Here is a 23,900-nt window from a genome sequence, read left to right as displayed (position 1 = left end):
GCCGCTAGTTCGACTGAATCAACGGGGATGCATCATCAATCCAAAAGTCTTTCTGACCGAACTTGGCCGCTCCAAGTTGCAACGTGGCCTGTGGGCGCGTCCACAAAAGTCGGGGCGATTCACAGGGGGCGGGGGGCTAAAAATGCATGGTTTCCCGATAGGTGTTTTTATCGTGCGTGTAGCAGTCACAGGCTACCTCTATCAAGCCGCTCCTGTCTTCGATCGTGATATCCCCGCGGCTGTAGCTGATTAGCGCCAGGTTATGAAGGGATGTGGCGGCTTTGGTGACTCCCACGCGGCGCACCCCCAGCATGTAGGCTAGGAAGGCATGGGTGATGTGGAATTTGTCGGAATGCGCGCGGTCTTGTGTCATCAAGAGCCAGCGGGCGAGACGTGCTTCCACGACGTGAAAGCGTGTACACACCGAGGTCTGGGCAAGTTGCTGCATCAGCACGTACAGATAGCGTTTTAGTGTCTGCTCCAGTTCCGGACTGCGCTTCAGTTCTCTGCGGAAAAATGCTGCATCAATGCGCAGCGCAGTGCCTGCCCCTTGGACCAGCGCATGCAAGGGAGACACGTCAACGCCAAGCACGAGGGCGATGCCCAGCATGCCTTCATTGCCGATCAATCCGACTTCCAGACAGGTTCGTTCATCACGCGAGGTGGTCAGCGAGATGAAACTGTCACTGGGGAAATACACGTAACGAATCCATTCGCCGGGTTCGGCAAGTATTTCTGAAAATGCCAATTCAACCAGATCCCCCGCGTCGAGCAATCTTTGCTGGTTCTTGGGAGGGAGGGATGCCAGCAAGCGGTTGCTATTCAGGTCATGCGTTATGGCGAGCACGTGAAACCTCTCTCAGTCGCGGCTGCAGGCGAAGCGGATTGCACCTGCATGAGTTTCAACCAGCGATATATCTGGCTGGGCATTTGGCAAGCTGGACTAAAAGCAGGTTTCTGTCTGCGCGCTGCCGTACAGAGGCGACGGCGCATTGTCGCAAGACCTGATGCGTCGGTCAGACTACGGCGTGCAGGTCTGGAAGAAGGCGGTCTGATTCTTTCTTGACGACCGCATAGCACTCGCAGGCTCTTGCTTCGAGTCCGGGGCGGTCCAGGGCCGTGATGTGTCCGCGGTGATATTCGATCAGACCTGCACGTTGCAGATTGCCAGCGGCTTCGGTGACACCTTCCCGGCGTACGCCGAGCATGTTGGCTATCAACTCTTGCGTCATCACGAGTTTGTTGCTTGGCAGGCGATCAAGGCTCAGTAAGAGCCAGCGGCAAAGTTGCTGGTCCAGCGAGTGATGGCGGTTACATACTGCGGTTTGAGCCATCTGGGTCAACAGGGCTTGCGTGTAACGCAGCAGCAAGCGTTGCATCGGGCCCGCCTGGTTGAACTCATCCTTTAGCAGTTGTCCCTTCAGGCGGTAAGCATGGCCGGCACTTTGCACGACAGCCCGGCTGGGAGTCGTTTCGCCGCCCATGAAAAGGGACACGCCAACAATGCCTTCGTTGCCCACAACGGCAATCTCTGCAGAGGCCCCATCTTCCATCACATAGAGCAAGGACACGATGGAGGATGTCGGGAAATACACGTGGCGCATTTGTGCGCCGGACTCATACAGAACATCGCCAAGTGTCATGTTGACGGGCTCAAGATGGTTGACGATGCGCGCGTATGCGGTGGGTGGAAGTGCTGCGAGCAAGTGATTCTGCAAAGGGCCTGGAGCTTGGGGCATACGCGATCTCCCTGATTTTTGCGCAAATCTCGGCGCCGAATGGCATGCGAGTGACTGCCTCAGAATAATAGGTAGCCGGGTATCCCCAGACTGTGCGCTACCGAACATAGCCTGTGCAAATTGTTTATGGGGCAGGCGGGGCGCTTATGCATGTTTGGCAATTTCTGTGTGCGACAGCAGACAGACTTCGGCGGGCGGACTTCATAGTCTTTGCTGGCCTTGAGCCGACTCTGGTCAGCGCAGAATCTGTGGGCGTCAAGACGGAATGCGCTGAGGACGTGTCGGTTCAAGGGAGCTTGTGCATGGGCTGCTTGCAATGCACTGCTCACCACCCAACCTATGAAGGAAACAATATGAACAAGTTCACTTTCAGCGTGATCACGCTGGCGATCGGTCTCGTATCCAGCGCCGGCGTCATGGCACAGAGCATCTCGAATAACGAGTTCAAGGCCGGCAAGGAAAAAATATCTGCCGAATACAAGTCGGCCAAAACTGCGTGTGGTTCTATGTCCGGCAACGCCAAGGATATTTGTGCAGCTGAGGCTGCTGGCAAGGAAAAAAATGCCCTGGCTGAACTTGATGCCAGTTACACCCCCAGTGCCAAGACCCGCAACCAGGTGCGCGTAGTCAAGGCGGAATCGGACTATGCCGTAGCCAAGCAACGCTGCGATGACATCGCGGGTAACGCCAAGGATGTCTGCATCAAGGAGGCAAAGGCCGCCGAGACTGCAGCCAAGGCTGATGCCAAAGTGCAGCTGAAGACTTCGGATGCCAAGGTAACGGAAATCGAGAAAACCGCTGACGCACGCAAGAAGGCCGATACCACAACAGCTGACGCACGCAAGGATGCCAAGGACGATAAGTCCGACGCACAGTACGAGGTCGAAAAGCAGAAGTGTGGTGCCTTTGCCGGCGACGCCAAGGATCAGTGTCTGGCCAAGGTCAAACTCAGTTTCGGCAAGTAATTGTGTGACCGCGCGCGGGTATTGACCGGGGCTGATATCGCCCTTGTCCCCGGCGCTGACCGCGCTTGGGCTTGTATCTGTTTGCCGGAAATGCTTGCTCCGATGGGCGATCCCGTCCCTCGGTTTTCATGAACAGGAGTTTTACATGAACTGGGATATCGTTGAAGGGAACTGGAAACAGTTCAAGGGGCGGGTCAAATCGCAGTGGGGAAAGCTGACGGATGATCATCTGGATGTCATTGCCGGAAAACGCGTCGAACTGGGGGGGAAGCTCCAGGAGGCCTATGGTGTGACGAAGGAGGAGGCCGAAACCCAGATCCGCGATTTCGAGCATCGCAATCGCGACTATCGCCCGGGCAAGATTCCCTGAACCACTGAAATAGCCTGCGCGCCGCACGCGTTGCGGGGTGCAGGTGATACGCCGAACCCGGCGTGGATTGAATCCACGCAATGTTCGATAGCGTACAGACTGCCCTCACTCATCCTCTTACGCTTGGCTCATGAAACGAATCCGCAGCCTGCGCTCATTTCGGGCATCTGCGGTGGTCCATGCAGCACCCGTCTTCATCGGCCGTCGTCCTGCTTCCAAACGCAGCGCCATTCATTTCGGAGCTGATTCGTGGAGGCTGGCACGAAGGCTCGTCAAAACGCCCACGGCGTGGACGTTTCTGTTTCCCAATTGCCAGGAGAGTGAATCATGAAACAAGCCCTGAAGTACCTCGCAGCGTTTTTGACCGCCTTCACCTTGATGTCCGTGATGGGATGTGCCTCCACCTCGACTCAGGAGGGCACCGGTGAGTATCTGGATGACAGCCTGATCACCTCCAAGGTGAAGAGCGCGATTCTCGGCGAAGCTGATCTGAAGGTATTCGATATCAATGTTGAAACCTTCAAGGGCGTCGTCCAGCTGAGTGGTTTCGTGGATACCCCGGCCGCTGCAAGCAAGGCTGTTGAAGTAGCGCGTAAGGTCGGTGGCGTCAAATCCGTCAAGAACGACATCCGTATCAAGTAACAGGTTTTGCCCGGCGCATCTCCCAGGCAGTTTCGGAGATGCGCATTTTCCTTCCCTTCGACAGCGCTCTTCGTGAGCAAGGCTGCTCCGCCTTAATGCATCTCACATTTTCTGCTGTCTGCAGAATTTGCCCGCTGGTATTTGCATCCAGTTGAGGACTGCCGGGAATGGCGTGCTGTGCTGAGGTCCCCTGTTCCAGAAGGAGCTTTCGATCTTGGCCTTTCCTGCAGCATTCATCCGGCGTTTTTCCCGCTACCTGAAGTCACCGGCATCGCTCGATCAAGGGCAGGCACCTGTGTGGCTGTTTCCTGATCCTGAAGAACCCTTGCGCTCCGAGTTGTTCAGCTCGGAGCAGATGGCTGTGCATGGCCGCGGTCTGGCGCAAAGCCATACCCTGGCAGCGGGCCGCGCACCGGATCAGCTTCTGGGGCGCCTGGAAGAGAATGAGGCGGCGCTGATCGGTGTGTGCAGTCTGCTGACGCGCGCGGTAACCGCGAAACGCCGTATCACGCCTGCCGGAGGCTGGCTGCTCGACAACTTCTATCTCATCGAGGAGCAGATCCGCACCGCACGCCGCCATCTGCCCAAGGGTTACAGCCGGGGCCTGCCCCGCTTGGATGAGTGCCTGCCCGGCTTCTCGGCCGGACGCCCACGCGTATATGGCATCGCGCTTGAAATCGTGTCGCATGGTGACGGGCGCGTCGATGCCGAGGTGCTCAAGCGTTTCGTGACGGCGTACCAGAGCATTACGCCCTTGCAGCTTGGAGAGCTATGGGCTACCCCGATCATGCTGCGCTTAGCGGTGATCGAGAATTTGCGCCGCGTGGCTGTGCGGATCGCCCTGGCGCTGGATGAGCACAACACGGCCGATGCCTGGGCCGATCAGATGACGCAGGCTGCGGAGCAGGATCCGCAAGGCCTGATTCTGATCATTGCCGATATGGCGCGTTCCAACCCGCCGATGGTGGGGGCCTTTGTGGCCGAGCTGGCGCGCCGCCTGCAAGGGCGAGGCCCGGCACTGGCCTTGCCGCTGACCTGGATCGAGCAGCGCCTCTCCGAATCCGGCCTGAGCATCGAACTGCTGATCCAGCTCGAAAATCGCCAGCAGGCCGCCGACCAGGTCTCCATCAGCAACAGCATCGGCAGCTTGCGGGTGCTGGGCGGGATGGACTGGCGTGTCTTCGTTGAAAGCATGAGCGTGGTCGAGCAGATCCTGCGTGAGGATCCCGCAGGCATCTACCCCTGCATGGACTTCGCCACCCGTGATCGCTACCGTCACGCCACCGAGAAACTCGCCAAATACGGGCAGCTCTCCGAAGCGGAGCTGGCGCGCAAACTGGTGCTGCTGGCGAGCGCCGCAGAGCATGAGAGCGCCAGGCACGTCGGTTTTCATCTGATCGGCAAGGGCCTGCCCGGGCTTGAGCGGGCGGCTGGCGCCAGGTTGCCCTGGGGAGTGCGTGTCAGCCGCCTCGCCGGGCGCTACCCGCTGAGTCTGTATCTTGGCGCCATCTTCGTCCTCACGGCAGTCTTCCTGACCCTTGCCGCGCTGCTGGCGAACTCTGGTGGTGTGAGCGGATGGGGGCTGCTGGCCCTGTCGGTGCCGGTTGTTCTAGTGGTCAGCCAGCCGGCGCTGGCGCTGGTGAACTGGTTGAGCACACTGCTGGTGCGACCGCAGATCCTGCCGAAAATGGATTTCTCGGCAGGCATCCTGGCGAACTTTCGCACGCTGGTGGTGGTGCCCACCATGCTCAGCACTGCACAGAATGTCGAGGATCTGCTGGAGGCACTGGAGATCCGCTTTCTCGCCAATCGCGATGCCTGTCTGCACTTTGGCCTGCTGACGGATTTTCTCGATGCGCCACAGGAAACGCTGTCGGCGGATGCCGGGCTGCTGGATATGGCGCAGGCCGGGATTGAAGGCCTGAACGAGAAGTACGGCGCCGGCAGTTTCTTCCTGTTCCATCGGGGGCGCTGCTGGAATGCGCAAGAAGGTGTCTGGATGGCCCGGGAGCGCAAGCGCGGCAAGCTCGCGGCCCTGAATGCGCTGCTGCGGGGCGGCAATGCGGCCGATGCATGGAATGGATTCTCCCGGGTAGTGGGCGAGCTGAGTGCACTGGCCGGGGTGAAGTACGTCATCACCCTGGATACCGATACCCAGCTGCCACGCGATGCGGCGCGTCAGTTCGTTGGTGCCATGGCGCATCCGCTGAATCATCCGCGTTATGACGCGGCCAGGGGGCGGGTGGTCGAGGGTTACGGCATCCTGCAGCCAAGGGTGGCCATCAGCCTGCCGGGCACCAACCGCTCTCTTTATGCGCGCCTCTACGGTGGAGACCCGGGGTTGGACCCTTATACCCGCGCCGTTTCCGATGTGTATCAGGATGTGTTTGGCGAGGGCTCCTTCATCGGCAAGGGCATCTACGATATCGATGCTTTTGAGCAGGCCCTGAGCGGGCGCCTGCCCGATAACCAGGTGCTGAGCCACGATCTGCTGGAAGGTTGTTTCGCACGCGCCGGGCTGCTCAGTGATGTCGAGCTGTACGAGGATTTCCCCGCCCGCTACAGCATTGAAATGGCCCGGCGCCATCGCTGGATCAGGGGCGACTGGCAACTGGCGGGTTGGCTCCTGCGCCATGTGGCGGGCCATCGCTCGACGCTTGCAGGCAGCACCGAAGGGCCTGTGCCGGCCAAGCTCGGCAACCCCCTGTCGCCCTTGTCGCAATGGAAGCTGATCGACAATCTGCGTCGCAGTCTGCTGCCAGTGGCCCTCCTGTCGAGCCTGCTGGCGGGCTGGTTGTGCATGCCGGCGCTCTGGCTCTGGCCGCTGGGGGTACTGGGCCTGATGCTGCTGCCTGCGGTCTGTGCCTTGAGCATGGAGTTGCTCAGCAAGGCTGACGAAGTGTTGCCCGTTCAGCATCTTGCCGGCCTTGCCCGCTCTGCGCGGCGCACGCTGGCCCAGCGTGCCTTCGAGTTGTGTTGTTTGCCTTACGAGGCGCTCTCCAGTCTGGATGCGATCCTGCGCACGCTATGGCGAATGCATGTTTCACGCCGCCGTCTGCTGGAGTGGAAGCCGTCGAGCGAGGCCGAGCGCGCATCCTCGCTGACGGGCTGCTCAAGCCTCCTTGCCGCCTGGCGCACGCAGTGGATCGGCCCACTGATTGCGGCCTCCATGCTGATCCATCTCGCCAGCCGCGGCGCTGCGGCCTGGCTGGTCGCGCTGCCGATCCTGCTTGCCTGGCTGGGTGCGCCTTTCATTACCGCCTGGATGAGCCGCCCGCTATTGCCGCGCAAACCCGACTTGTCGCTTGCACAGCAGCAGTTTTTGCGTGAGCTGTCGCGGCGCACCTGGGCATTCTTCGAGCGTTTTGTCGGCCCCGGGGACCATTTCCTGCCGCCGGACAATGTGCAGGAATATCGAGCCATTGCGATTGCCCACCGCACTTCTCCTACCAATATCGGCCTCGCACTGCTGGCCAATCTGGCGGCGCATGATTTCGGTTACATCCCGGCTGGAAAATTGATCGAGCGTTGCGCCGGCACCTTGGCGACGATGGTCGGACTCGAGCGCTACCGGGGACATTTTTACAACTGGTATGACACTCAGACCCTGCAGCCTTTGTTGCCGCTGTATGTGTCGACCGTGGACAGCGGCAATCTGGCCGGCCATCTCCTGACCCTGCAAGCCGGCCTGCTGGCCCAGGCCCGCGAGCCGATCATGGGGCCGCGCGTGTTTGCCGGCCTGAGCGATACCTTGCGGCTGGTGGAGGAGGGCGGCGCTGGCGCGGGCCAGGGGCAGAAAGCGGCCTTGCGCGCAGCGCTCACCCAACTGCAGGGTGAAGCTGTGCTCACGCTACCGGGCATGCATAGCGGCCTGCTGCGCCTCGCGGGCCTGGCTGAAACCCTGGTCATCTGCCTGGCAGGCAGCAATGCCGGTTTGTTTTCTGGCCTCGGTCGGCAGCCCGAAATGGCGCCAGAGCAGGAGGCCGAAGAGCATGTGTGGGCGCAGGCCTTCGTTCGGCAATGTCGCGAGGCGCTCGATGATTTGGAGTTCTTGCTGCCTTCCCGCGCATTGCGCGCGGCGGCCAGCCTTGCCAGTGTCATGCCCTGCCTGAACGATCTGGCTATGCCAGAGGCTGCACTGCAAGGCAGTGGCGAAGCCTCTCAGCAAATGTGTGCGCGGGCTGCGCAGCGCCTTGCCAGCCTTGCTGCGCTGGCGCAGCAGGCGGGTGAGCTGGCGCTGATGGATTACGACTTCCTGTTCGACCGTACGCGCCATCTGCTCGGAATTGGCTACAACGTCAGCGACCGGCGCCTGGACGCGGGCTACTACGATCTGCTGGCTTCCGAAGCCCGCCTGGGCTGCTTCGTGGCGATTGCCCAGGGGCGCTTGCCGCAGGAGAGCTGGTTTGCGCTCGGCCGCTTGCTGACCAGTGCCGGCGGTGCGCCGGTGCTGCTGTCGTGGAGCGGCTCGATGTTCGAGTATCTGATGCCCTCGCTGGTCATGCCTGATTACGAGAACACCTTGCTGGACCATACCTGCCACGCAGCGGTGGCGCGCCAGATCGAGTATGGTGAGCAGCGCGGCGTGCCCTGGGGCGTTTCGGAGTCGGCCTACAACACCGTCGACGTGCATCTGAACTATCAGTACCGCGCGTTCGGCGTGCCCGGGCTGGGTCTCAAACGAGGCCTGGCCGAAGATCTGGTGGTGGCTCCCTATGCTTGCGTGCTGGCCTTGATGGTGGAGCCCGAAGCGGCCTGCGAGAATCTGCAGTGGCTGGCGGCTGATGGTGCGATCGGCCTGTATGGCTTCTTCGAGGCTATTGATTACACGCCTTCGCGGCAGCGGCGTGGCAAGACCAGCGCACTGGTGCGCGCTTTCATGGCCCATCACCAGGGCATGAGCCTGCTGGCTCTGACCAGCCTGCTGCTCGAACAGCCGATGCAGAAGCGTTTCGCCTCGGTGTTGCAGTTCCAGGCCATCATGCCCTTGCTGCAGGAGCGCATCCCTAAGGCAACGGCCTTGTTTGCCCATACCGCGAGGCGTTTTGATGTGAGCCCGGCGGCGCTGGAAACCGAGTTGCCGATGCGTGTGTTCCGCACGCCCAACACGCCGAACCCCGAAGTTCAGCTGCTCTCCAATGGCCGCTACCACGTGATGCTGACCAATGCCGGCGGAGGTTACAGCCGCTGGAACGAGTTGGCAGTCACCCGCTGGCAGGAAGACGCGGTGCGGGATGAACGCGGCGCCTTTTGCTATATCCGTGACGTAGCGAGCGGCAAGTTCTGGTCCAGCGCCTGGCAGCCGACCTGCAAGCGTGCCGACAGTTATGAAGCGATTTTCTCCGAAGGCCGTGCTGAGTTCCGCCGGCGTGATTCGGTCAGCGCCGGGGTCAGTATTGCCGGCGCGCTGAGCGGTGGTTTGGGCGTCGGGCTCGGCGACACTCAATTTGAAACACATACCGAGATCGTGGTTTCACCTGAAGACGATATCGAACTGCGGCGGGTGCGCGTCACCAACCTGTCGCGACGCCGTCGTGAGGTCGAACTGACCAGCTATGCCGAAGTGGTACTGGCTACGCCCGCCTCCGATGCGCTTCACCCGGCTTTTTCCAAGCTCTTCGTGCAGACCGAGATCATCCCCGAACGGCGGGCGATCTTGTGCACCCGCAGGCCGCGCGCGCCGGATGAGCATAGTCCGTGGATGCTGCACCTGATGGCGGTGGATGGTGCCGAGATCCGCGAGATGTCCTACGAAACAGATCGCCAGCGTTTCATCGGGCGTACCCGCAGTCTGGCTAGCCCGCTCGCCCTGCAGAGCGCAGCAGCGCTTTCAGGCACGCAGGGCTCGGTGTTGGACCCGGTGGTGGCGATTCGTTGCCGCATCATGCTGGAGCCCGAGCAGACCGCCACCATCGACATCGTTTCCGGCATGGCCGACACGCGTGAAATGGCACTGTGCCTGGCCGACAAGTATCAGGATCGGCACCTCGCCGATCGTGTGTTCGATCTGGCCTGGACGCATAGCCAGGTGGTGCTGCGCCAGCTCAACGCCAGCGAGGCCGACGCGCAACTGCATGCGCGCCTGGCCGGCGCAGTGCTGTATGCCAATGCCGGGCTGCGTGCCGAGGCGGCTGTGCTGGTGAAGAATCGGCGCGGTCAGTCTGCGCTGTGGGGCTATGCCATCTCAGGCGATCTGCCCATCGTGTTGCTGCAGATCAGCGACGCCGCCAACATCGATCTGGTGCGCCAGATGATTCAGGCGCATGCCTATTGGCGCCTGAAGGGGCTGGCGGTGGATCTGGTGATCTGGAACGAGGATCACGCCGGCTACCGGCAGCGGCTGCAGGAGCAGATCCTCGGGCTGATCACTTCAGGGCTGGATGCCAGCGTGATCGACCGGCCGGGCGGCATCTTTGTGCGCGCCGCCGAGCAGATTTCAGCCGAGGATCGCATCCTGTTCCAGTCTCTGGTGCGGGTCATCATCAGCGATGGTCGTGGCGGACTGGCCGAGCAGCTGGAGAGCCGGCGCCCGGCAGATCCGCGCCCGCTCCCCTTCGAACCGACACGCGTGCCGCGCCTGGAGTCCGCCGCCGCAGTGTCGGCGCCGGCCGGACTGCTGATGTTCAACGGGTTGGGCGGGTTTGCGCCTGATGGCCGTGAGTATGTGATTGTGCTGGGGCCGGATCAGGCCACACCGGCGCCCTGGGTGAATGTGCTGGCCAATCCAGGTTTCGGCACGGTGCTTTCCGAGAGCGGCTCAGCCTATACCTGGAGCGAAAACGCTCACGAATTCCGCCTCACGCCCTGGCATAACGATCCGGTCAGTGATGCCAGTGGCGAAGTGATTTATCTGCGTGATGAGGAAAGTGGCTATTACTGGTCGTCCACGCCCTTGCCGGCACCTGCGGCTACGTCCTATACGGTGCGCCACGGTTTTGGTTACAGCGTGTTCGAGACCCGATGCGGTGGTATCCACTCGGAGCTGTGGGTCTATGTGGCGCTGGATGCGGCGGTCAAGTTCTCGGTCCTGAAAGTACGCAACGAATCCGGTCGCTCGCGCCAGCTCTCAGCCACCGGCTATGTCGAATGGGTTCTGGGTGATCTGCGTGCGCGCTCGGCGATGCATGTGAGTACCGAAGTCGATATCCACACCGGGGCTATCCTGGCGCGCAATCCCTTCGGTAGTGAATTTGCCGATCGGCGTGCCTTTTTCGATGTGGACGAGGCACGGCGTACACACACCGGTGATCGCGAAGAGTTCATCGGTCGCAATGGCTCGCTGCGCCATCCGGCCGCCCTGAAGCGCAGCCGTCTCTCCGGCAAGACTGGCGCCGGTTTCGATCCTTGCGCCGCCATTCAGGTGAGCTTCGAGTTGGCTGACGGGCAGGCGCGTGAAATCATCTTCCGGCTCGGCGTGGGGCAGGATGGCGAAGAGGCCACCCGGCTTGTGCAGCGCTTTCGGGGCGCTGTCGCGGCACGAGCGGCACTCGAAGCCGTGCGTCAGCATTGGGTGCATACCTTGGGCGCGGTGCAGGTGGAAACGCCTGACCCGGCGCTGGATGTGCTGGCCAATGGCTGGCTGCTCTACCAGACGCTTGCTTGCCGCGTGTGGGCACGCAGTGGTTATTACCAGTCCGGCGGTGCTTTCGGGTTCCGCGATCAGTTGCAGGACATGATGGCGCTGGTGCACACCGAGCCGGGCCTGCTGCGCGCGCATCTGCTCGTGTGTGCCAGCCGCCAGTTCCATGAGGGTGATGTGCAGCACTGGTGGCATCCGCCTTCAGGGCGCGGGGTGCGCACGCATTGCTCGGATGATTATCTCTGGCTGCCCCTGGCCGTGTGCCGCTATGTGCAGGCCACCGGCGATGTGGGCGTGCTCGATGAAGTGGTGATGTTTCTGGAAGGGCGTCCGGTCAATCCGGAGGACGACTCTTACTACGATCTGCCCGGCCGCTCGGCGGACAGCGAGAACCTCTACCAGCACTGCGTGCGCGCCATTCGGCACGGCCTGAACTTCGGTGAGCGCGGCCTGCCGCTGATGGGCTCGGGCGACTGGAACGACGGCATGAATCTGGTGGGCTTTCATGGCAAGGGCGAGAGCGTGTGGCTGGGCTTCTTCCTGTGCGAGGTGTTGCGCCAGTTCAGCCGCCTGGCTGCCGCGCAAGGCGACCCGCTGTTCGCGGAACTGTGTCAGGCCGAAGCCTTGCGTCTGCGCCAGAACATCGAGTTGCAGGCCTGGGATGGCGAGTGGTATCGCCGTGCCTGGTTTGACGACGGTACGCCACTGGGTTCGTCGGCCAATGAGGAGTGCCGCATCGATTCGATCTCGCAGAGCTGGGCTGTGCTCTCGGGCGCCGGCACTGGCGGCGGAAATCTGGATCGCGCCCGGATTGCCATGCAGTCGGTGAAGCACAAGCTGGTGCGCCCCGCGCAGGCGCTGGTGCAGCTGCTCGATCCGCCTTTCGACAAGTCGGCCCTGAACCCCGGCTACATCCGGGGCTATGTGCCGGGGGTGCGCGAGAACGGCGGCCAATACACCCATGCGGCGATCTGGGCGGCGATGGCCTTTGCGCAGCTGGGCGATCGCGAAGAGGCCTGGGCGCTGATGAACATGATCAACCCCGTGAATCATGCCCGTACCGCTGCGGCGGCGGCCTTGTACAAGGTCGAACCCTATGTGGTGGCGGCCGATGTGTATGCGATGAGCCCGCACGCCGGGCGTGGTGGCTGGAGCTGGTACACCGGCTCGGCGGGGTGGATGTACAGGCTGATGCTGGAATCCCTGCTCGGGCTCAAGCGTGTGGGCGACACGCTACAGCTCGCGCCTTGCCTTCCGGCCGAGTGGCCCGGATATGCGCTGCATTACCGCTATCGCAAATCCATGTATCACATCCGGGTCACGCAGATGGCACAGGGCACGATAGAAATCAGCGTGGATGGCGTTGCACAAGCCGATCAGCGCATTCCACTGCTGGATGACCAACGCGAGCACGCGGTGGACGTCCGGATTCCGCTCGTCGCAAGCTGATTTCATGAAGGCTCTCCGCCATGCGCATCGCCGTATTTGACACTCACCCTTATGATGAGCAGGCGCTCAGCGCCGCCAATGCCAGCGTGGGACACAGCCTCGATTTCTTTGAAGAACGCCTGTATGACAAAACGGTCGAGCTGGCCAAGGGCTTCGATGCCGTGTGCCCCTTCATCAATTGCCGGCTCGGTGCTGTGGTGCTGGCGCGCCTAGCCCAACTGGGTGTAGAGCTGGTGTTGCTGCGCGCGGCCGGCTTCAACGGCATCGACATTGCGGCTGCCGGCCAGGCCGGTATCTGCGTGGCACGCGTGCCGGCGTATTCCCCCGAGGCGGTGGCCGAACATGCTTTTGCCTTGTTGCTGACCCTGGTGCGCAAAACCCACCGCGCCTACAACCGGGTGCGTGATCAGAATTTCTCGCTCGACGGGCTGGAGGGATTTACCTTGCATGGCAGGACGTTTGCCGTACTGGGCGCCGGGCGAATCGGCCTGTGTGCGCTTCGCATCGCCCGGGGTTTTGGCTGCCGCCTGCTGGCCTACGATCCGTATGAGAATCCGCAGGTCGCCGCAGAGATCGGGTTCGAATACGCCAGTGTCGAGCGCGTGTTGCGCGAGGCCAACGTGATCTCGCTGCATCTGCCGCTCACTGACCAGACGCACCACCTGATCAATGCCGAGGCGCTGGCGGGCATGTGCCGGTGTGTGGTGATCATCAACACCAGCCGGGGCGGGCTGATCGATTCGGCCGCGCTGATCGAAGCACTCAAGCGTGGTCAGGTCGGTGGTGTCGGGCTGGATGTGTACGAGATGGAAGAGGGCGTGTTTTTCAATGATCTGTCTGACCGACCGCTGCAGGACGATACCCTTGCGCGCCTGATGAGCTTTCCGAATGCGCTGATCACCTCGCATCAGGGCTTCCTGACCTGCGAGGCCTTGCACGCGATTGCTGTGACCACACTGGAAAGTGCCACCGCATTCGAGCGCCATGAGCCGATGGTGAATCAGGTGATCGCGTTGCCTAGCCACTGACTCCTTCGCTACGGTGTTGGCCGCAGGGCGCGATGTATGGCGGAGGCGTTCAGGCCAGGTCGCGCATGCAGCCTCCGAAAAGTTCGGGTCGGCGGAGTATTTACCGCCCCCGGAACTACACCATATGGCCAGCGCGCAGCGCGTCCTCCGGCCAGTAAGCATCGCGCTGATAGTGCGCATACAGCGCGCTTTCAAACTGGCGGTCCAGTGCTTCGGTCGTGCTGAACACCGGTGCATCCATTACTGATTGCCGGTCCAGTGAAAGAGAAACTGTTTGCTTGACCCAGTTCACATCCTTGAACCATTGCGGGGCTATCAGCACCTGATGGCCAAGCCACCAGTTGCTTGTATTCACGATGAGGTAACGGATGCTCCAGTCCACCTCATCGACCAGGAAACCGTCGATGTGGCCAATCTCGCCATCGGTGGCAAGGATGTTGTAGCCCGTCACCAGCTTGCAACTGCGCAAATGTGGATCGTCGTCGCGGCGCAGCGTCTGCTGAGCCCTCATGGTGATCACCTCGGTACTCTGTCGAGCCTTGCTTGCTGCCTTGCTGATCGATGTGGCTGGCGGCAGCAGGGCCGGTGGCAATTTGATATCCCGGAAATCATCCCCATCCCAGTAATGCGGATAGCCGTAATAACTGAGATGCTGTGATTCATGCTGACGGGAAATGGGCTTGTCTGTGTCGATTTTCGGACTGTGCCTGATCTGGCCCTTGGTGATTGCCACAGGCAGTCTGTTCCCTGACCAGTCGGGGTATTGAATCGCCTGTGGCGAGACCAGCACCTTGCGGCTGGCGAGCCAGTCTCCGGTTTCCACCACGATGTGTCGGATGACCCAGGCATGGTCATCGAAGTAGAAATCCTTCACGCGGCCGATGTCACCATCCGTGGCACTGATCGTGTACCCCTCCAGATCTTTCAGATTGTGCAGCATGTGATTCTCCTCATGCGGTTCGTCCGGGTATGTCGACGGTTGGGGGATGAATGGGGGTCAGGACGCTTGGCGTGCCCTGATCTTTTCTGGAGTCCGTCAGAGCAGCAGGGGTGTGGAGCGCGACGGTGTCTGCTGCTGTCTCTGGAAGGGTTCAAGGCCGGTTCACAGCGGAACGCGTGCGATGGCTGGTTTGCGTGCGCAGCCTCCGTCGCCCACGCCTTCAAGTGGCCAGTAGCCCACGTGCTGGTAGTGGTTGTAGAGCTCTTTCTCGCGTTCCCGATTGAGCGCTTCGGCAGATTTGTAGATCGGCGCATCCATCACGGATTGCCGGTTCAAGGTGATCGAGATGCAGCCCTTGTGCCAGTTCACATCCTTGAACCATTGCGGGGCCAGCAACACCTTATGGTCAAGCCACCAGTTGCTGGTATTCACGACGAGATAGCGGATGCTCCAGTTCGAATCGTCGAAGAGGAAGTTATCGACATGACCGATTTCCCCATCGGTAGCGTGGACCTTGTAGCCCGTTACCTGTCTGCAGCTTCGCAAATGCGGATCGTCGTGCTGATGTTTGGCCTGCTCGGCTCTCATCTTGATGGCGTCCGCCTTCTGGAGCGCCTTGCGCCCTTCCGCTGTGACCGGCCCGGAAGGCGGGAAGAGTTCGGCGTGCGTATTGCCGCCCCAGATACCGACGCCATCCCAGTAATACGGATAGCCGTAGTAGCTGAGGTATTGCTCCTCGTGCTGGCGCGAGACAGGTTTGTCCGTATCGATATCCGGGCTGTGCCGCACCTGGTTCTTGGTGAGCTCTACCGGCAGCAGTTTTTCCAGCCAGTCAGGTGAGCGGATCGCGCGCGACGCAATCAATACCTTGCGGCTGGCCAGCCACTCACTGGTTTCCACCACCAGATAACGGATCGTCCAGGCATGGTCATCGAAATAGAAATCTTTTACGTGGCCTACATCGCCATCAATCGCGCCGACAGCGTAGCCCTCCAGATCCTTAAGGCTGTGAAGCATGTGTGTTTCCTCATGTGATGGTTCAAGGGGCGTCTACGCTCGCCATTTGGGCAGAGTCAGATGCTTGGATAGGGCAGAGTCGGGGTGAGCTCACTATAGGCCTGGCACAGCGGCAGTTCTGTTCGCTGACGCACACCTTTCAGGTCATCTGGCTGATGGTTTTGCGGAAACGAGCGAGCGAGGCGATGAAGAGCAGTCCAGCCAGACAGAAAAGCCCGCCAGGCGGCGGGCTTTCAGGGGGCGGTAAAGCCTTAAGGAACGCGGCGCTGGAGGACGATTTCTTCCACTTCAACACGGCGATTGGGTTCGAGGCACTTGATCAGATCAGCGCGCTTCTTGTCCGAGCACTCCACTACCGGATTGCGCTCGCCTTTGCCCACAGCATTTAGTCGGCGGGCATCCACACTCTTGCTGATCAGGTAGCTCTTGACCGCTTCGGCACGGCTCTGGGAGAGCTTCTGGTTGTATTGGTCGGAACCCAGGCGATCCGTGTAGCCGAGGATATTGATGCTTTCAATCGCCGGGTCGCGGTTCAGGACCGAGGAGATCTCATCCAGTTTGGGTTGCGAGCCGCGCAGAACGAAGCTGTCGAAATCAAACAGCTCGGTGGACGACAGGGTGTAGCGCTCGAAACGTTGTGGTACCGGTGCAGGGGGCGGTGCTTCGATGGCTCGCGGCGGGGGCGGCGGAGGCGCTTCGTTGCGTGCGATCGGCGCTGGCGCAGCGGGTTTGTCGAAGGTGTAGAGCAAAGCCACGGTCACGATATTGCTGTGGCCACGATCAAAACCGAAATCGTTGTTCTGCAGGAAGCTCACCGCGTGGCGATAGTCCGCTTGCAGGCCCCATTGACTGTTGAAGGAGTATTGCGCGCCCAGGCCCATGTTGAGATAAGGAGATGTGCCATTGGAACTTAGATCCGGGCGATTGACTTTGTCATACTCGGCGCCGCCACCTGCCAGCAGGAAGGGGCGGAAGCGCTCGCGCGAAAGCAGAAACAGCGCATCTACCCCCAGAGTGTTCTGGCGGTAGCTGGACGAGCCTTCATGGGCACGGGAGTAAGTTGTGCCTAGCTGGAGGTCGAGCCAGTGGGTGAGCGGTTTGCCGACGCGTAGGCCCAGCCCTCCGCCCTGATCATCGGAGCCGAACTTGTCGTCCGGACTGATCCCATTGATGCTCGGCGCGATGTACCAGGATGGATTGAAATCGTGGCCGCTCGGCGTGTTGTAGATACCCTGCGCCTGCGCCGGAGCTGCCAGGGCGCAGCTCAACAGCGTCACCGCCGTGACGGCGGATGTCATGCTCGTGCTTGTTTTCATGATGACCTCTTGTGATGGGGGGGCCTGCCGCAGAGCAGGAAAAACCGGGCGAGCGCGAGCGCTGCTCGTGAGCACCGCAAATCAGCAGACAAGAGCGGTGAATGAAGCCAGCATGCAGGCCTGCAAAGCCTTGGGTCTGTACGCTGACGCACCATGTGCGCATTTGTCCCTGCATGGCATTGGGTCCGGATCAGCGCACTGGGTGCGCTGTCTTACAGATCTGACGGGCAATCTCGCGCAAGCTGAGCCTTCCTTGTCAGCCGGGAAGACGATCATGAAAAACGATTCACAGATTCGGGAAGACGTTATCGCCGAATTGAAGTGGGAGCCTTCAATCTGCGCGGACAGTATCGGCGTGATGGTGGAGGACGGCGTGTTCACCCTGGCCGGCCCTGTCGAGAGCTATGCCGAGAAGTCCCAGGCCGAGCATGCCGCCTTAGGTGTCGGAAGCTGCCGCAGCTCTCCCGGAATCTAGAGCCAGGGCACTGCCATGCCCGATGCAGGACAAGTGATGGCTCCTCCAGCCGGTTTGAGTGCAGTGCTCGCAGCTGCGCGGCTAAACGCCGATACTTGCAACGAGCTGCCAGCTAGCGAGCAAGGCAGCTGTTTCCTGCAGATTCTGCTGTATGTGGTGCTCCAGCCGGTGTTGGCCCTGTTGCTGGGCGGCGCAGTGGCTGACCTGCTGCTCGGGGACCGGATTGAGGCACCGCTGATCGTCAAGGTTGTGTGCTGACGCGCCAAACGATATTCCCGACATCATCTGCAACGAGCAGGGCGCCTCGCTTGTCGAGCGCAACCCCCACCGGGCGACCATAGGCTTTGCCGTCTTCGCTCAGGAAACCGGTCAGAACATCGACTGGCATGCCGGCCGGTTTGCCGTTCTGGAAAGGCACGAAGATGACCTTGTAGCCACTGTGGGGTTTGCGATTCCAGGAGCCGTGCTGGCCGATGAACATCCCTTGGGCGACGAGGGGAGGTAGGCTGTTGCCAGCGGCGGATGCCAACCCCAGCGAGGCCGTATGAGCGCCCAGAGCATAATCCGGCATTCGGGCCTTGGCGACCAGAGCCGGATCTTGCGGGCTGATCCGCACATCGACGTGCTGGCCGTAATAGCTGTAGGGCCAGCCGTAAAAGCCGCCTTCCTGGACCGAACTGAGATAGTCCGGTACCAGATCGTTGCCGATTTCGTCGCGTTCATTCACAACGGTCCACAGCGCGCCGGTGCTGGCCTCCCAGGCCATCCCATTGGGATTGCGCAGGCCGGAGGCGAAGACCCGGTGTGAGCCATTCTGCAGATCGACTTCCCAGATCGCCGCGCGCTCAGCTTCGGCCTCCATGCCACGCTCGGCCACATTGCTGTTCGAGCCAACGGTCACGAAAAGCTTGCTGCCATCGGCACTGGCGATGATGTTCTTCGTCCAGTGATGATTGATGGCGCCGGCAGGCAGCGCCAGGAGCTGGGTAGCGGGCGCCGTGATGTGGGTGTCACCCATCTGGTAGGGGAATTTCAGTACCGCATTGGTGTTCGCGATGTAGAGCGTGTTCCCCACCAGAGCCATGCCGAAGGGCGAATCCAGCTTGTCGAGCAGAACCGAACGCATGTCCGCAACGCCATCGCTGTCGGTATCACGCAGCAGGGTCACGCGATTGGCGCTGGGCACTGCTGCGCCCGCCCGTTTCATGACCAGTCCCATTACCCAGCCCTTGATCCCCTGGCTGTTCTCCGGGCGGCTCGGTGCGTTGCTCTCGGCGACGAGCACGTCACCGTTGGGCAACACGTAGAGCCAGCGCGGATGCGCCAGCTCGCCCGCGAATGATGTGACTTTCGCGCCTGGCATGGCCATTGGCAGCTTGCCGGCGGGCCAGCCTGTAGCGGGGGCGATATTCACGGTGGGGATCCGTGTTTGCTGGGGTTCGGCGAGCTTGGGGTCGGGGCCGGTGCTGGCCGATACGGGGAGCTTGGAGATTTCACCACAGGCGGCCACTACCAGCAGGCCACAGCAGCTTGCTGCGATGACCAGATAGCTGCGCCTGGGTGAGCGGGGGCGTGTGCGTATCAGCATCACATGCGTCCGGTGAGCAGCAAAACGATGATCACGATGATCAGGACTCCCAGTCCGCCGCTTGGGAAATAACCCCAGCTCTGGCTGTGCGGCCAGCTCGGAAAAGCGCCGACGAGCATCAGGACAAGAATGATGAGAAGTATGGTTCCTAGACTCATGGAGTCCTCCTTGATCTGGTGGTTGGCGGCTTGAGCCTGCGACACCTGAGTGGCGTCGCAGCAGCCTGTATGTGCCGAAAGGTGTATCGACCACCTATGCAGGCTGCGCCATTGGCATGCCCGGGTCGGTGCGATGGCGAACACAGTTCGCGCGGATATTCAGGCCACTGCCGGGTAAAGGTAGCGGCGGGTCAGCGGCAATGCCGTGGGGCTGCGTACACGCTTGCTTGCCAGAACCTGATAGATGCCGATTTCGCCGGACTCGAACTCCAGTGCGCAGGCGGCCATGTAGAGACGCCAGATGCGCCAGGTCGGCTCACTGACATGCTCCAGTGCCTGCTCATGGGTTTGCTCCAGGCGTGCCACCCAATGCCTGAGTGTCAGTGCATAGTGCGCGCGCAGCGATTCGACATCGGCTATCTCCAGACCGGCACGCTCCATCCCGCGCTGGATGTTGCTGATCGTGTCGAGCTGGCCATCGGGAAAGACATAGCGATTGATGAATTCGGTCGAGGAGGTCTTTTCCCAGCCTTCGACATCATGGGTGATGCCGTGATTGAGAAACAGACCACCGGGCTTGAGCAGGTGGATGACCTTGGCAAAATACGCGGGCAGATTTTTCAGGCCGACGTGTTCGAACATGCCGATGCTGGCGATCTTGTCGTAAGCGTCCTGCCCGGGCAGATCGCGGTAATCGCACAGCTCGACACTTACCCGGTCTTCAATCCCCGCCTGTGCGATGCGGTGACGCGCCATATCAAGCTGACGCTGGCTGAGTGTGATGCCGTGGGCGCGCACGCCATAGTGCTGCGTGGCGTAAATGATGAGCGCGCCCCAGCCGCAGCCAATATCCAGAAAATGGTCGCCGGACTTGAGCAGCAGCTTGCGGCAGATATGTTCCAGCTTGGCTTGCTGGGCTTGCTCCAGGGTGTCGTCGGGCTGCTCGAAGTAGGCGCATGAATAGACCATGGCCTTGTCCAGCCACAGCGCATAAAAAACATTGGAAACGTCGTAGTGAAACTGGATCGCGCCCTGATTCTCGGTTTTGCTGTGTCGTTTCACGACACGCGCGTGCAGGGATGAGCTGCCCGGCGTGTTGTTCTTCCGGCTGCGGGTCGCTGCATGCAGGCGCAGGGCTTTGAAAACGGCGCGCAGGCGGTCCAGGCTACTCAGGCAAATGCTGTTCAGGTGATCCTTCAGGCGCAGCGCGGCGAAGAAGCTGCCTTCAATGTCGATGTCGCCCCGGAAGTAGGCTTCGGCCAGACGCAGACGATCACGCCCCAGCACAATGGCGCGGACGATCTGCGGCGTATGACAGATCAGCATGAAGGCGTGGGCGGCGTCCACCGGGGCGCCTTGCCCGAGGCTCAGGATCTTGCCGTTCCACAGACGCAAAGCGAGATGCCCATCGAAGCTGCGGAACAGGTGCTTCAACAAATGCGTGGCTTCAAGGCTGCCGCGCTGCAGCGCGGCATCTCCGGCAGGGTTGATGGTAAGCAGGGGCTGGGGCAGCGGATAGCTTGCGACAGCAGCGGGGGCAGAATCGAGCATGGGGGACTCCAGAGCAGATGCGCTCAAGGAGGACCTCAAGCCACGCCGAGAGTAGGCGTCGCCACACGCGGTGTATGTTCGATATCGAACGGATGGCGCGTAGGGCACGGCCTGCGTCGGCCGGTCTGTCTGCACGCGCACACAGGCAGCTGCAGGCGTGGCGTATCGTGTGGCGGAACGACGCTCGCCGGGGAGTGCTGCGCAGCGTTTGCCAGGATGCTTCTCTTCATTTCATCGCCCGGGGCTAGCTGCCATGTATTTCGCAATATGGGCGCTCATCATTGGCGTCTTGCTGACGACCATTGCCGTGTCTGGCACTCTCTTGAGCCGTCTTCCGGTCAGTACGGCAATGCTCTATCTGCTGGTCGGATACGGGCTGGGACCTGATGGATTGGCCTTTATTACGCCAGACCCGTTTGCGTATTCGATCGTTCTCGAGCGCGTGGCAGAGGTTGCGGTGCTGATCTCGCTGTTCGCCGTGGGCCTCAAACTAGGTCTGCCCTTGTCGAATAAGGGTTGGCGCTTGCCGCTGCGCTTGGCGACGGTATCGATGGTCATCACCATTTTTCTGATCAGTGCCATTGGTGTTTTCGGGCTCGGTTTGCCATGGGGGGCATCGATTATTCTCGGTGCCATTCTTGCGCCGACCGATCCGGTTCTGGCGTCCGATGTGCAAGTCCTTGAGGCGAATGATCGTGACCGTTTGCGCTTCAGTCTGACCGGGGAAGGTGGGCTGAACGATGGCGCCGCATTTCCCTTCGTGTTGCTGGGCCTCGGCTTGCTGGGCCTGCATGATCTTGGCACGTGGGGCTGGCGCTGGATCGGTGTGGATGTGCTGTGGTCGATTTCCGGCGGCTTGCTGACGGGCTGGTTCTTGGGGAGCCTGATTGGTCGTTTGGTCGTATACCTGCGCAGCCGCCACGGTGAATCTGTCGGTCATGACGAGTTTCTGGCTCTGGGGCTGGTTGCTCTGGCTTATGGCGTAACTGTCATGGTCAATGCCAATGGATTTTTGGCGGTACTGGCAGCAGGACTTGCACTACAGCGCGTGAAGGAGCGCCCGGAGGACAGCTCTGCGCTTGTCGCGCGGGAGACAGGTCTTCAGAGCCGAACCGCCAATGAAACGCTTGCCACCAACTCCGAGTACGCCAGCGCCTTCATGCGGCAGCAGATGCAGGGCTTCAATGATCAGCTAGAGCGTGTTGCAGAGCTTGCTGTGGTGCTGATCATCGGGGCGATGCTTTCCTACTTCCGGTTTGATTTCCGGATCACGTGGGTCGTCCTGTTGATATTCCTGGTGATCAGGCCGGTCTCTGTCTGGCTAGGCTTGCTGAAGGCGCCCGTGCTGTCTGACCAGCACACCTTGATTGCCTGGTTTGGTATTCGTGGCATCGGTTCGATCTACTACCTGATGTACGCAATAAATCACGGACTGGCTCGTCCCATTGCAGACGAAATTGTCGCGGTGACACTCTCGGTGGTTGTCGTTTCGATTGTTGTTCATGGCATATCGGTTACGCCACTGATGGAGCGCTATTCGGCCAGGAAAGCGCAGCATGTGCGCCGGTGATGAAACATGGTGCATGGACTTCTTTCACGGACTTCTTGGTGTCGAATCTGAACAACAGGCCTACGCTGCCGGCTCAGCATGCAGGGTTTTACCCTGCTGATAGAGCGTGGCGAATGTGGCTGCGGGCGGGCGAAGTAGTAGCCCTGGATTTCGTCACACCCTTGCACGCGTAGACACTCCAGCTACGCCAGCGCTTCGACGCCTTTGCCGACGACCTTGATCCCCAGACGGTGTGCCACGCCGATGATCGCTGCTAGTTGAATCGCCTTGGGTTTTGTTGTCCGTAGTCCGCTTTAGCTCTTACTACCGCCGTTTAGATCAGGTGGGCCGAATGACGGCATTGGCCGACTAGCTGTCATATAGCCAAATGGAAATCGCTCAAGGCTGCGACGCAGCCTTGAGCGATAGGGTCATGCTAAACGGACCGGCTTTCAGCTTGGCAGGCTGGCCAGGGCTTCTTCCAGATAGCTGCTGTCCGCCCAAGTGTTCACGTCGAAGTCGTTCTTCACGTAGCCGTGCTCGCGCAGGAAGTCTTTTGAGAGGCGCAAGCCGGCGAGGCTTTGTGCCGAGAGATTGGGCACGAGGTCGTAGCTGGGGAGCAGTTTCGCCACGGCGGCTTCCGGGTAGAACGTGGTGCGGGCGAAGACCGCAGCGGCGGCTTGTGGGTTGGCGTTGATCCAGCGGCCGGCACGGATGGCGGCGCGCAGCCAGGCGACGACGACATCGCGGTGGGCCTTGGCGAACTCGGCGCTGACGGTCAGCGTGCGCGGGGCGTTGGCGATGCGCAGTGTCCAGTCCGGGTAGCGGTCGAGGTCTTCGAGCACCTTGAACTTTCCGCTTTGCTCCAGCGTATCGGAAAGGCCAATGCCGTACTCGTAGTAGGCATCGATCTCGCCACGCTCCAGCGCTTGCAGTTCGACACCGCGTGCGGCCTTGTCTCGCTGGCGACCCCAGGTTTCCGAGGGACCGCTGGAGGGCTCGGCGACGTGCACGTCGGGTGCGGTGATGCTCACGATCTCCACATCCTTCTCGCTGAGGCCATGCAGGGCGAGGGCAACATGGATGCCGTGCTCGCTGGTGGCGCGGCGGAAGTCGATTTTCTCGGTGATGGCGCTCTGGTAGAGGCCGATGCGTTTGCCGCGCAGTTGGGCGACGCTGTAGATCGGGGCGTCTGCCCGGGCGATGATCTTCCCGGCGGGCTGGGCCTGGGTGAGGCCGAGCAACACGGTGTCGCGAATGTCGGCTTTGGCCTGGATCGCCGGGCTGTTGCCGCCATCGCGGAACAGGTTGGGAGACTGGTGGTTGTAGTGCTCCAGCCAGCCGTGCTCGTCTGGCGTGGAGCGCAGGTAGCTGAGGCTGGCGCCGACGCGGCGGAACTCTTCGGCCACCCAGCCCAGTTCGTTGGCGACGCCTGAGGCGACGAGTACGGGGCAGATGGTGTAGTGGGCGACGACAGGCGTGACGGCGGTGCTCGCTGCGCGGTCGAGGCCGGTTTCAGTGAGGATTCCCATGG

Annotated in this window: 17 protein-coding genes; 8 read left to right on the top strand and 9 right to left on the bottom strand. The window is 61.1% G+C overall.

The annotated features are described in order from the left end of the window. Window positions 1-136: 136 nt before the first annotated feature. Both HJ583_RS08620 and HJ583_RS08615 read right to left on the bottom strand, forming a co-directional pair. Complete coding sequence (locus HJ583_RS08620) at window positions 137-847, bottom strand: Crp/Fnr family transcriptional regulator (protein ID WP_170021555.1); 711 nt, start codon at window positions 845-847, stop codon at window positions 137-139. A 169-nt stretch (window positions 848-1,016) separates the two neighbouring features. After that, window positions 1,017-1,706, bottom strand: a complete 690-nt coding sequence (locus HJ583_RS08615; protein ID WP_235943790.1) for a Crp/Fnr family transcriptional regulator — start codon at window positions 1,704-1,706, stop codon at window positions 1,017-1,019. A 386-nt stretch (window positions 1,707-2,092) separates the two neighbouring features. Between HJ583_RS08615 and HJ583_RS08610 the strand changes: the two genes are divergently transcribed. The 5 genes from HJ583_RS08610 to HJ583_RS08590 all read left to right on the top strand — a co-directional run bounded on the left by HJ583_RS08610 (window position 2,093) and on the right by HJ583_RS08590 (window position 13,772). Further along, on the top strand, window positions 2,093-2,704 hold the full coding sequence (locus HJ583_RS08610; RefSeq protein WP_170021553.1) for a hypothetical protein: 612 nt from the start codon (window positions 2,093-2,095) through the stop codon (window positions 2,702-2,704). Between the two features lie 145 nt (window positions 2,705-2,849). Next, window positions 2,850-3,074: a CsbD family protein gene (locus HJ583_RS08605; RefSeq protein WP_170021552.1), complete on the top strand. Its 225-nt coding sequence runs from the start codon at window positions 2,850-2,852 to the stop codon at window positions 3,072-3,074. 327 nt (window positions 3,075-3,401) lie between these two features. Then, window positions 3,402-3,716 carry a BON domain-containing protein gene (locus HJ583_RS08600; RefSeq protein WP_170021551.1) on the top strand — a complete coding sequence of 105 codons (315 nt, stop codon included), beginning with the start codon at window positions 3,402-3,404 and terminating at the stop codon, window positions 3,714-3,716. Between the two features lie 325 nt (window positions 3,717-4,041). Further along, window positions 4,042-12,744 carry a glycoside hydrolase family 94 protein gene (locus HJ583_RS08595; RefSeq protein ID WP_235943789.1) on the top strand — a complete coding sequence of 2,901 codons (8,703 nt, stop codon included), beginning with the start codon at window positions 4,042-4,044 and terminating at the stop codon, window positions 12,742-12,744. Between the two features lie 20 nt (window positions 12,745-12,764). Next, window positions 12,765-13,772, top strand: a complete 1,008-nt coding sequence (locus HJ583_RS08590) for a 2-hydroxyacid dehydrogenase (protein WP_170021550.1) — start codon at window positions 12,765-12,767, stop codon at window positions 13,770-13,772. A 115-nt stretch (window positions 13,773-13,887) separates the two neighbouring features. On the opposite strand, the gene HJ583_RS08585 is transcribed toward HJ583_RS08590, so the two are convergent. The 3 genes from HJ583_RS08585 to HJ583_RS08575 form a co-directional block, all read right to left on the bottom strand. Next, complete coding sequence (locus HJ583_RS08585; RefSeq protein ID WP_170021549.1) at window positions 13,888-14,712, bottom strand: PRC-barrel domain-containing protein; 825 nt, start codon at window positions 14,710-14,712, stop codon at window positions 13,888-13,890. A 162-nt stretch (window positions 14,713-14,874) separates the two neighbouring features. Beyond that, window positions 14,875-15,729, bottom strand: coding sequence for a PRC-barrel domain containing protein (locus tag HJ583_RS08580; protein ID WP_170021548.1), 855 nt, complete (start codon window positions 15,727-15,729; stop codon window positions 14,875-14,877). A 251-nt stretch (window positions 15,730-15,980) separates the two neighbouring features. After that, complete coding sequence (locus HJ583_RS08575; RefSeq protein ID WP_235943788.1) at window positions 15,981-17,027, bottom strand: OmpA family protein; 1,047 nt, start codon at window positions 17,025-17,027, stop codon at window positions 15,981-15,983. Window positions 17,028-17,319: 292 nt separating this feature from the next. Between HJ583_RS08575 and HJ583_RS08570 the strand changes: the two genes are divergently transcribed. Further along, the gene (locus HJ583_RS08570) at window positions 17,320-17,520 is read left to right on the top strand and encodes a BON domain-containing protein (RefSeq protein ID WP_170021546.1); all 201 of its coding nucleotides are present in this window, start codon (window positions 17,320-17,322) and stop codon (window positions 17,518-17,520) included. Window positions 17,521-17,556: 36 nt separating this feature from the next. After that, the gene (locus HJ583_RS08565) at window positions 17,557-17,778 is read left to right on the top strand and encodes a hypothetical protein (RefSeq protein ID WP_170021545.1); all 222 of its coding nucleotides are present in this window, start codon (window positions 17,557-17,559) and stop codon (window positions 17,776-17,778) included. Here the strand turns inward: HJ583_RS08565 and HJ583_RS08560 are convergent. The 3 genes from HJ583_RS08560 to HJ583_RS08550 form a co-directional block, all read right to left on the bottom strand. Further along, window positions 17,762-19,108, bottom strand: coding sequence for a PQQ-dependent sugar dehydrogenase (locus HJ583_RS08560; protein WP_170021544.1), 1,347 nt, complete (start codon window positions 19,106-19,108; stop codon window positions 17,762-17,764). The two genes, HJ583_RS08565 and HJ583_RS08560, sit on opposite strands and share 17 nt — an antisense overlap. After that, window positions 19,108-19,266 (bottom strand): DUF3309 family protein, encoded by a 159-nt coding sequence (locus tag HJ583_RS08555; RefSeq protein WP_170021543.1) that lies wholly within the window; start codon window positions 19,264-19,266, stop codon window positions 19,108-19,110. The genes HJ583_RS08560 and HJ583_RS08555 overlap by 1 nt, the downstream gene beginning before the upstream one ends. Window positions 19,267-19,425: 159 nt before the next feature. Beyond that, window positions 19,426-20,817 (bottom strand): SAM-dependent methyltransferase, encoded by a 1,392-nt coding sequence (locus HJ583_RS08550; protein ID WP_170021542.1) that lies wholly within the window; start codon window positions 20,815-20,817, stop codon window positions 19,426-19,428. A gap of 253 nt (window positions 20,818-21,070) precedes the next feature. On the opposite strand from HJ583_RS08550, the gene HJ583_RS08545 reads away from it, so the two are divergent. Then, window positions 21,071-22,387, top strand: coding sequence for a cation:proton antiporter (locus HJ583_RS08545; protein WP_170021541.1), 1,317 nt, complete (start codon window positions 21,071-21,073; stop codon window positions 22,385-22,387). Window positions 22,388-22,818: 431 nt separating this feature from the next. On the opposite strand, the gene HJ583_RS08540 is transcribed toward HJ583_RS08545, so the two are convergent. Beyond that, window positions 22,819-23,898 (bottom strand): ABC transporter substrate-binding protein, encoded by a 1,080-nt coding sequence (locus HJ583_RS08540; RefSeq protein WP_170021540.1) that lies wholly within the window; start codon window positions 23,896-23,898, stop codon window positions 22,819-22,821. Window positions 23,899-23,900: the final 2 nt, after the last annotated feature.

Source organism: Uliginosibacterium aquaticum (genome assembly GCF_012972705.2).
Taxonomy (GTDB): domain Bacteria; phylum Pseudomonadota; class Gammaproteobacteria; order Burkholderiales; family Rhodocyclaceae; genus Uliginosibacterium; species Uliginosibacterium aquaticum.
This window is presented reverse-complemented; position numbering and strand designations above follow the sequence as displayed.

Bases quoted from the DNA above. Each gene is read 5' to 3' on its own strand.
- HJ583_RS08610 (WP_170021553.1), top strand. From the start codon at position 2,093: ATGAACAAGTTCACTTTCAGCGTGATCACGCTGGCGATCGGTCTCGTA.
- HJ583_RS08605 (WP_170021552.1), top strand. From the start codon at position 2,850: ATGAACTGGGATATCGTTGAAGGGAACTGGAAACAGTTCAAGGGGCGG.
- HJ583_RS08600 (WP_170021551.1), top strand. From the start codon at position 3,402: ATGAAACAAGCCCTGAAGTACCTCGCAGCGTTTTTGACCGCCTTCACC.
- HJ583_RS08590 (WP_170021550.1), top strand. From the start codon at position 12,765: ATGCGCATCGCCGTATTTGACACTCACCCTTATGATGAGCAGGCGCTC.
- HJ583_RS08585 (WP_170021549.1), bottom strand. From the start codon at position 14,712: ATGCTGCACAATCTGAAAGATCTGGAGGGGTACACGATCAGTGCCACG.
- HJ583_RS08580 (WP_170021548.1), bottom strand. From the start codon at position 15,729: ATGCTTCACAGCCTTAAGGATCTGGAGGGCTACGCTGTCGGCGCGATT.
- HJ583_RS08575 (WP_235943788.1), bottom strand. From the start codon at position 17,027: ATGACATCCGCCGTCACGGCGGTGACGCTGTTGAGCTGCGCCCTGGCA.
- HJ583_RS08570 (WP_170021546.1), top strand. From the start codon at position 17,320: ATGAAAAACGATTCACAGATTCGGGAAGACGTTATCGCCGAATTGAAG.
- HJ583_RS08565 (WP_170021545.1), top strand. From the start codon at position 17,557: ATGGCTCCTCCAGCCGGTTTGAGTGCAGTGCTCGCAGCTGCGCGGCTA.
- HJ583_RS08560 (WP_170021544.1), bottom strand. From the start codon at position 19,108: ATGCTGATACGCACACGCCCCCGCTCACCCAGGCGCAGCTATCTGGTC.
- HJ583_RS08555 (WP_170021543.1), bottom strand. From the start codon at position 19,266: ATGAGTCTAGGAACCATACTTCTCATCATTCTTGTCCTGATGCTCGTC.
- HJ583_RS08550 (WP_170021542.1), bottom strand. From the start codon at position 20,817: ATGCTCGATTCTGCCCCCGCTGCTGTCGCAAGCTATCCGCTGCCCCAG.
- HJ583_RS08545 (WP_170021541.1), top strand. From the start codon at position 21,071: ATGTATTTCGCAATATGGGCGCTCATCATTGGCGTCTTGCTGACGACC.
- HJ583_RS08540 (WP_170021540.1), bottom strand. From the start codon at position 23,898: ATGGGAATCCTCACTGAAACCGGCCTCGACCGCGCAGCGAGCACCGCC.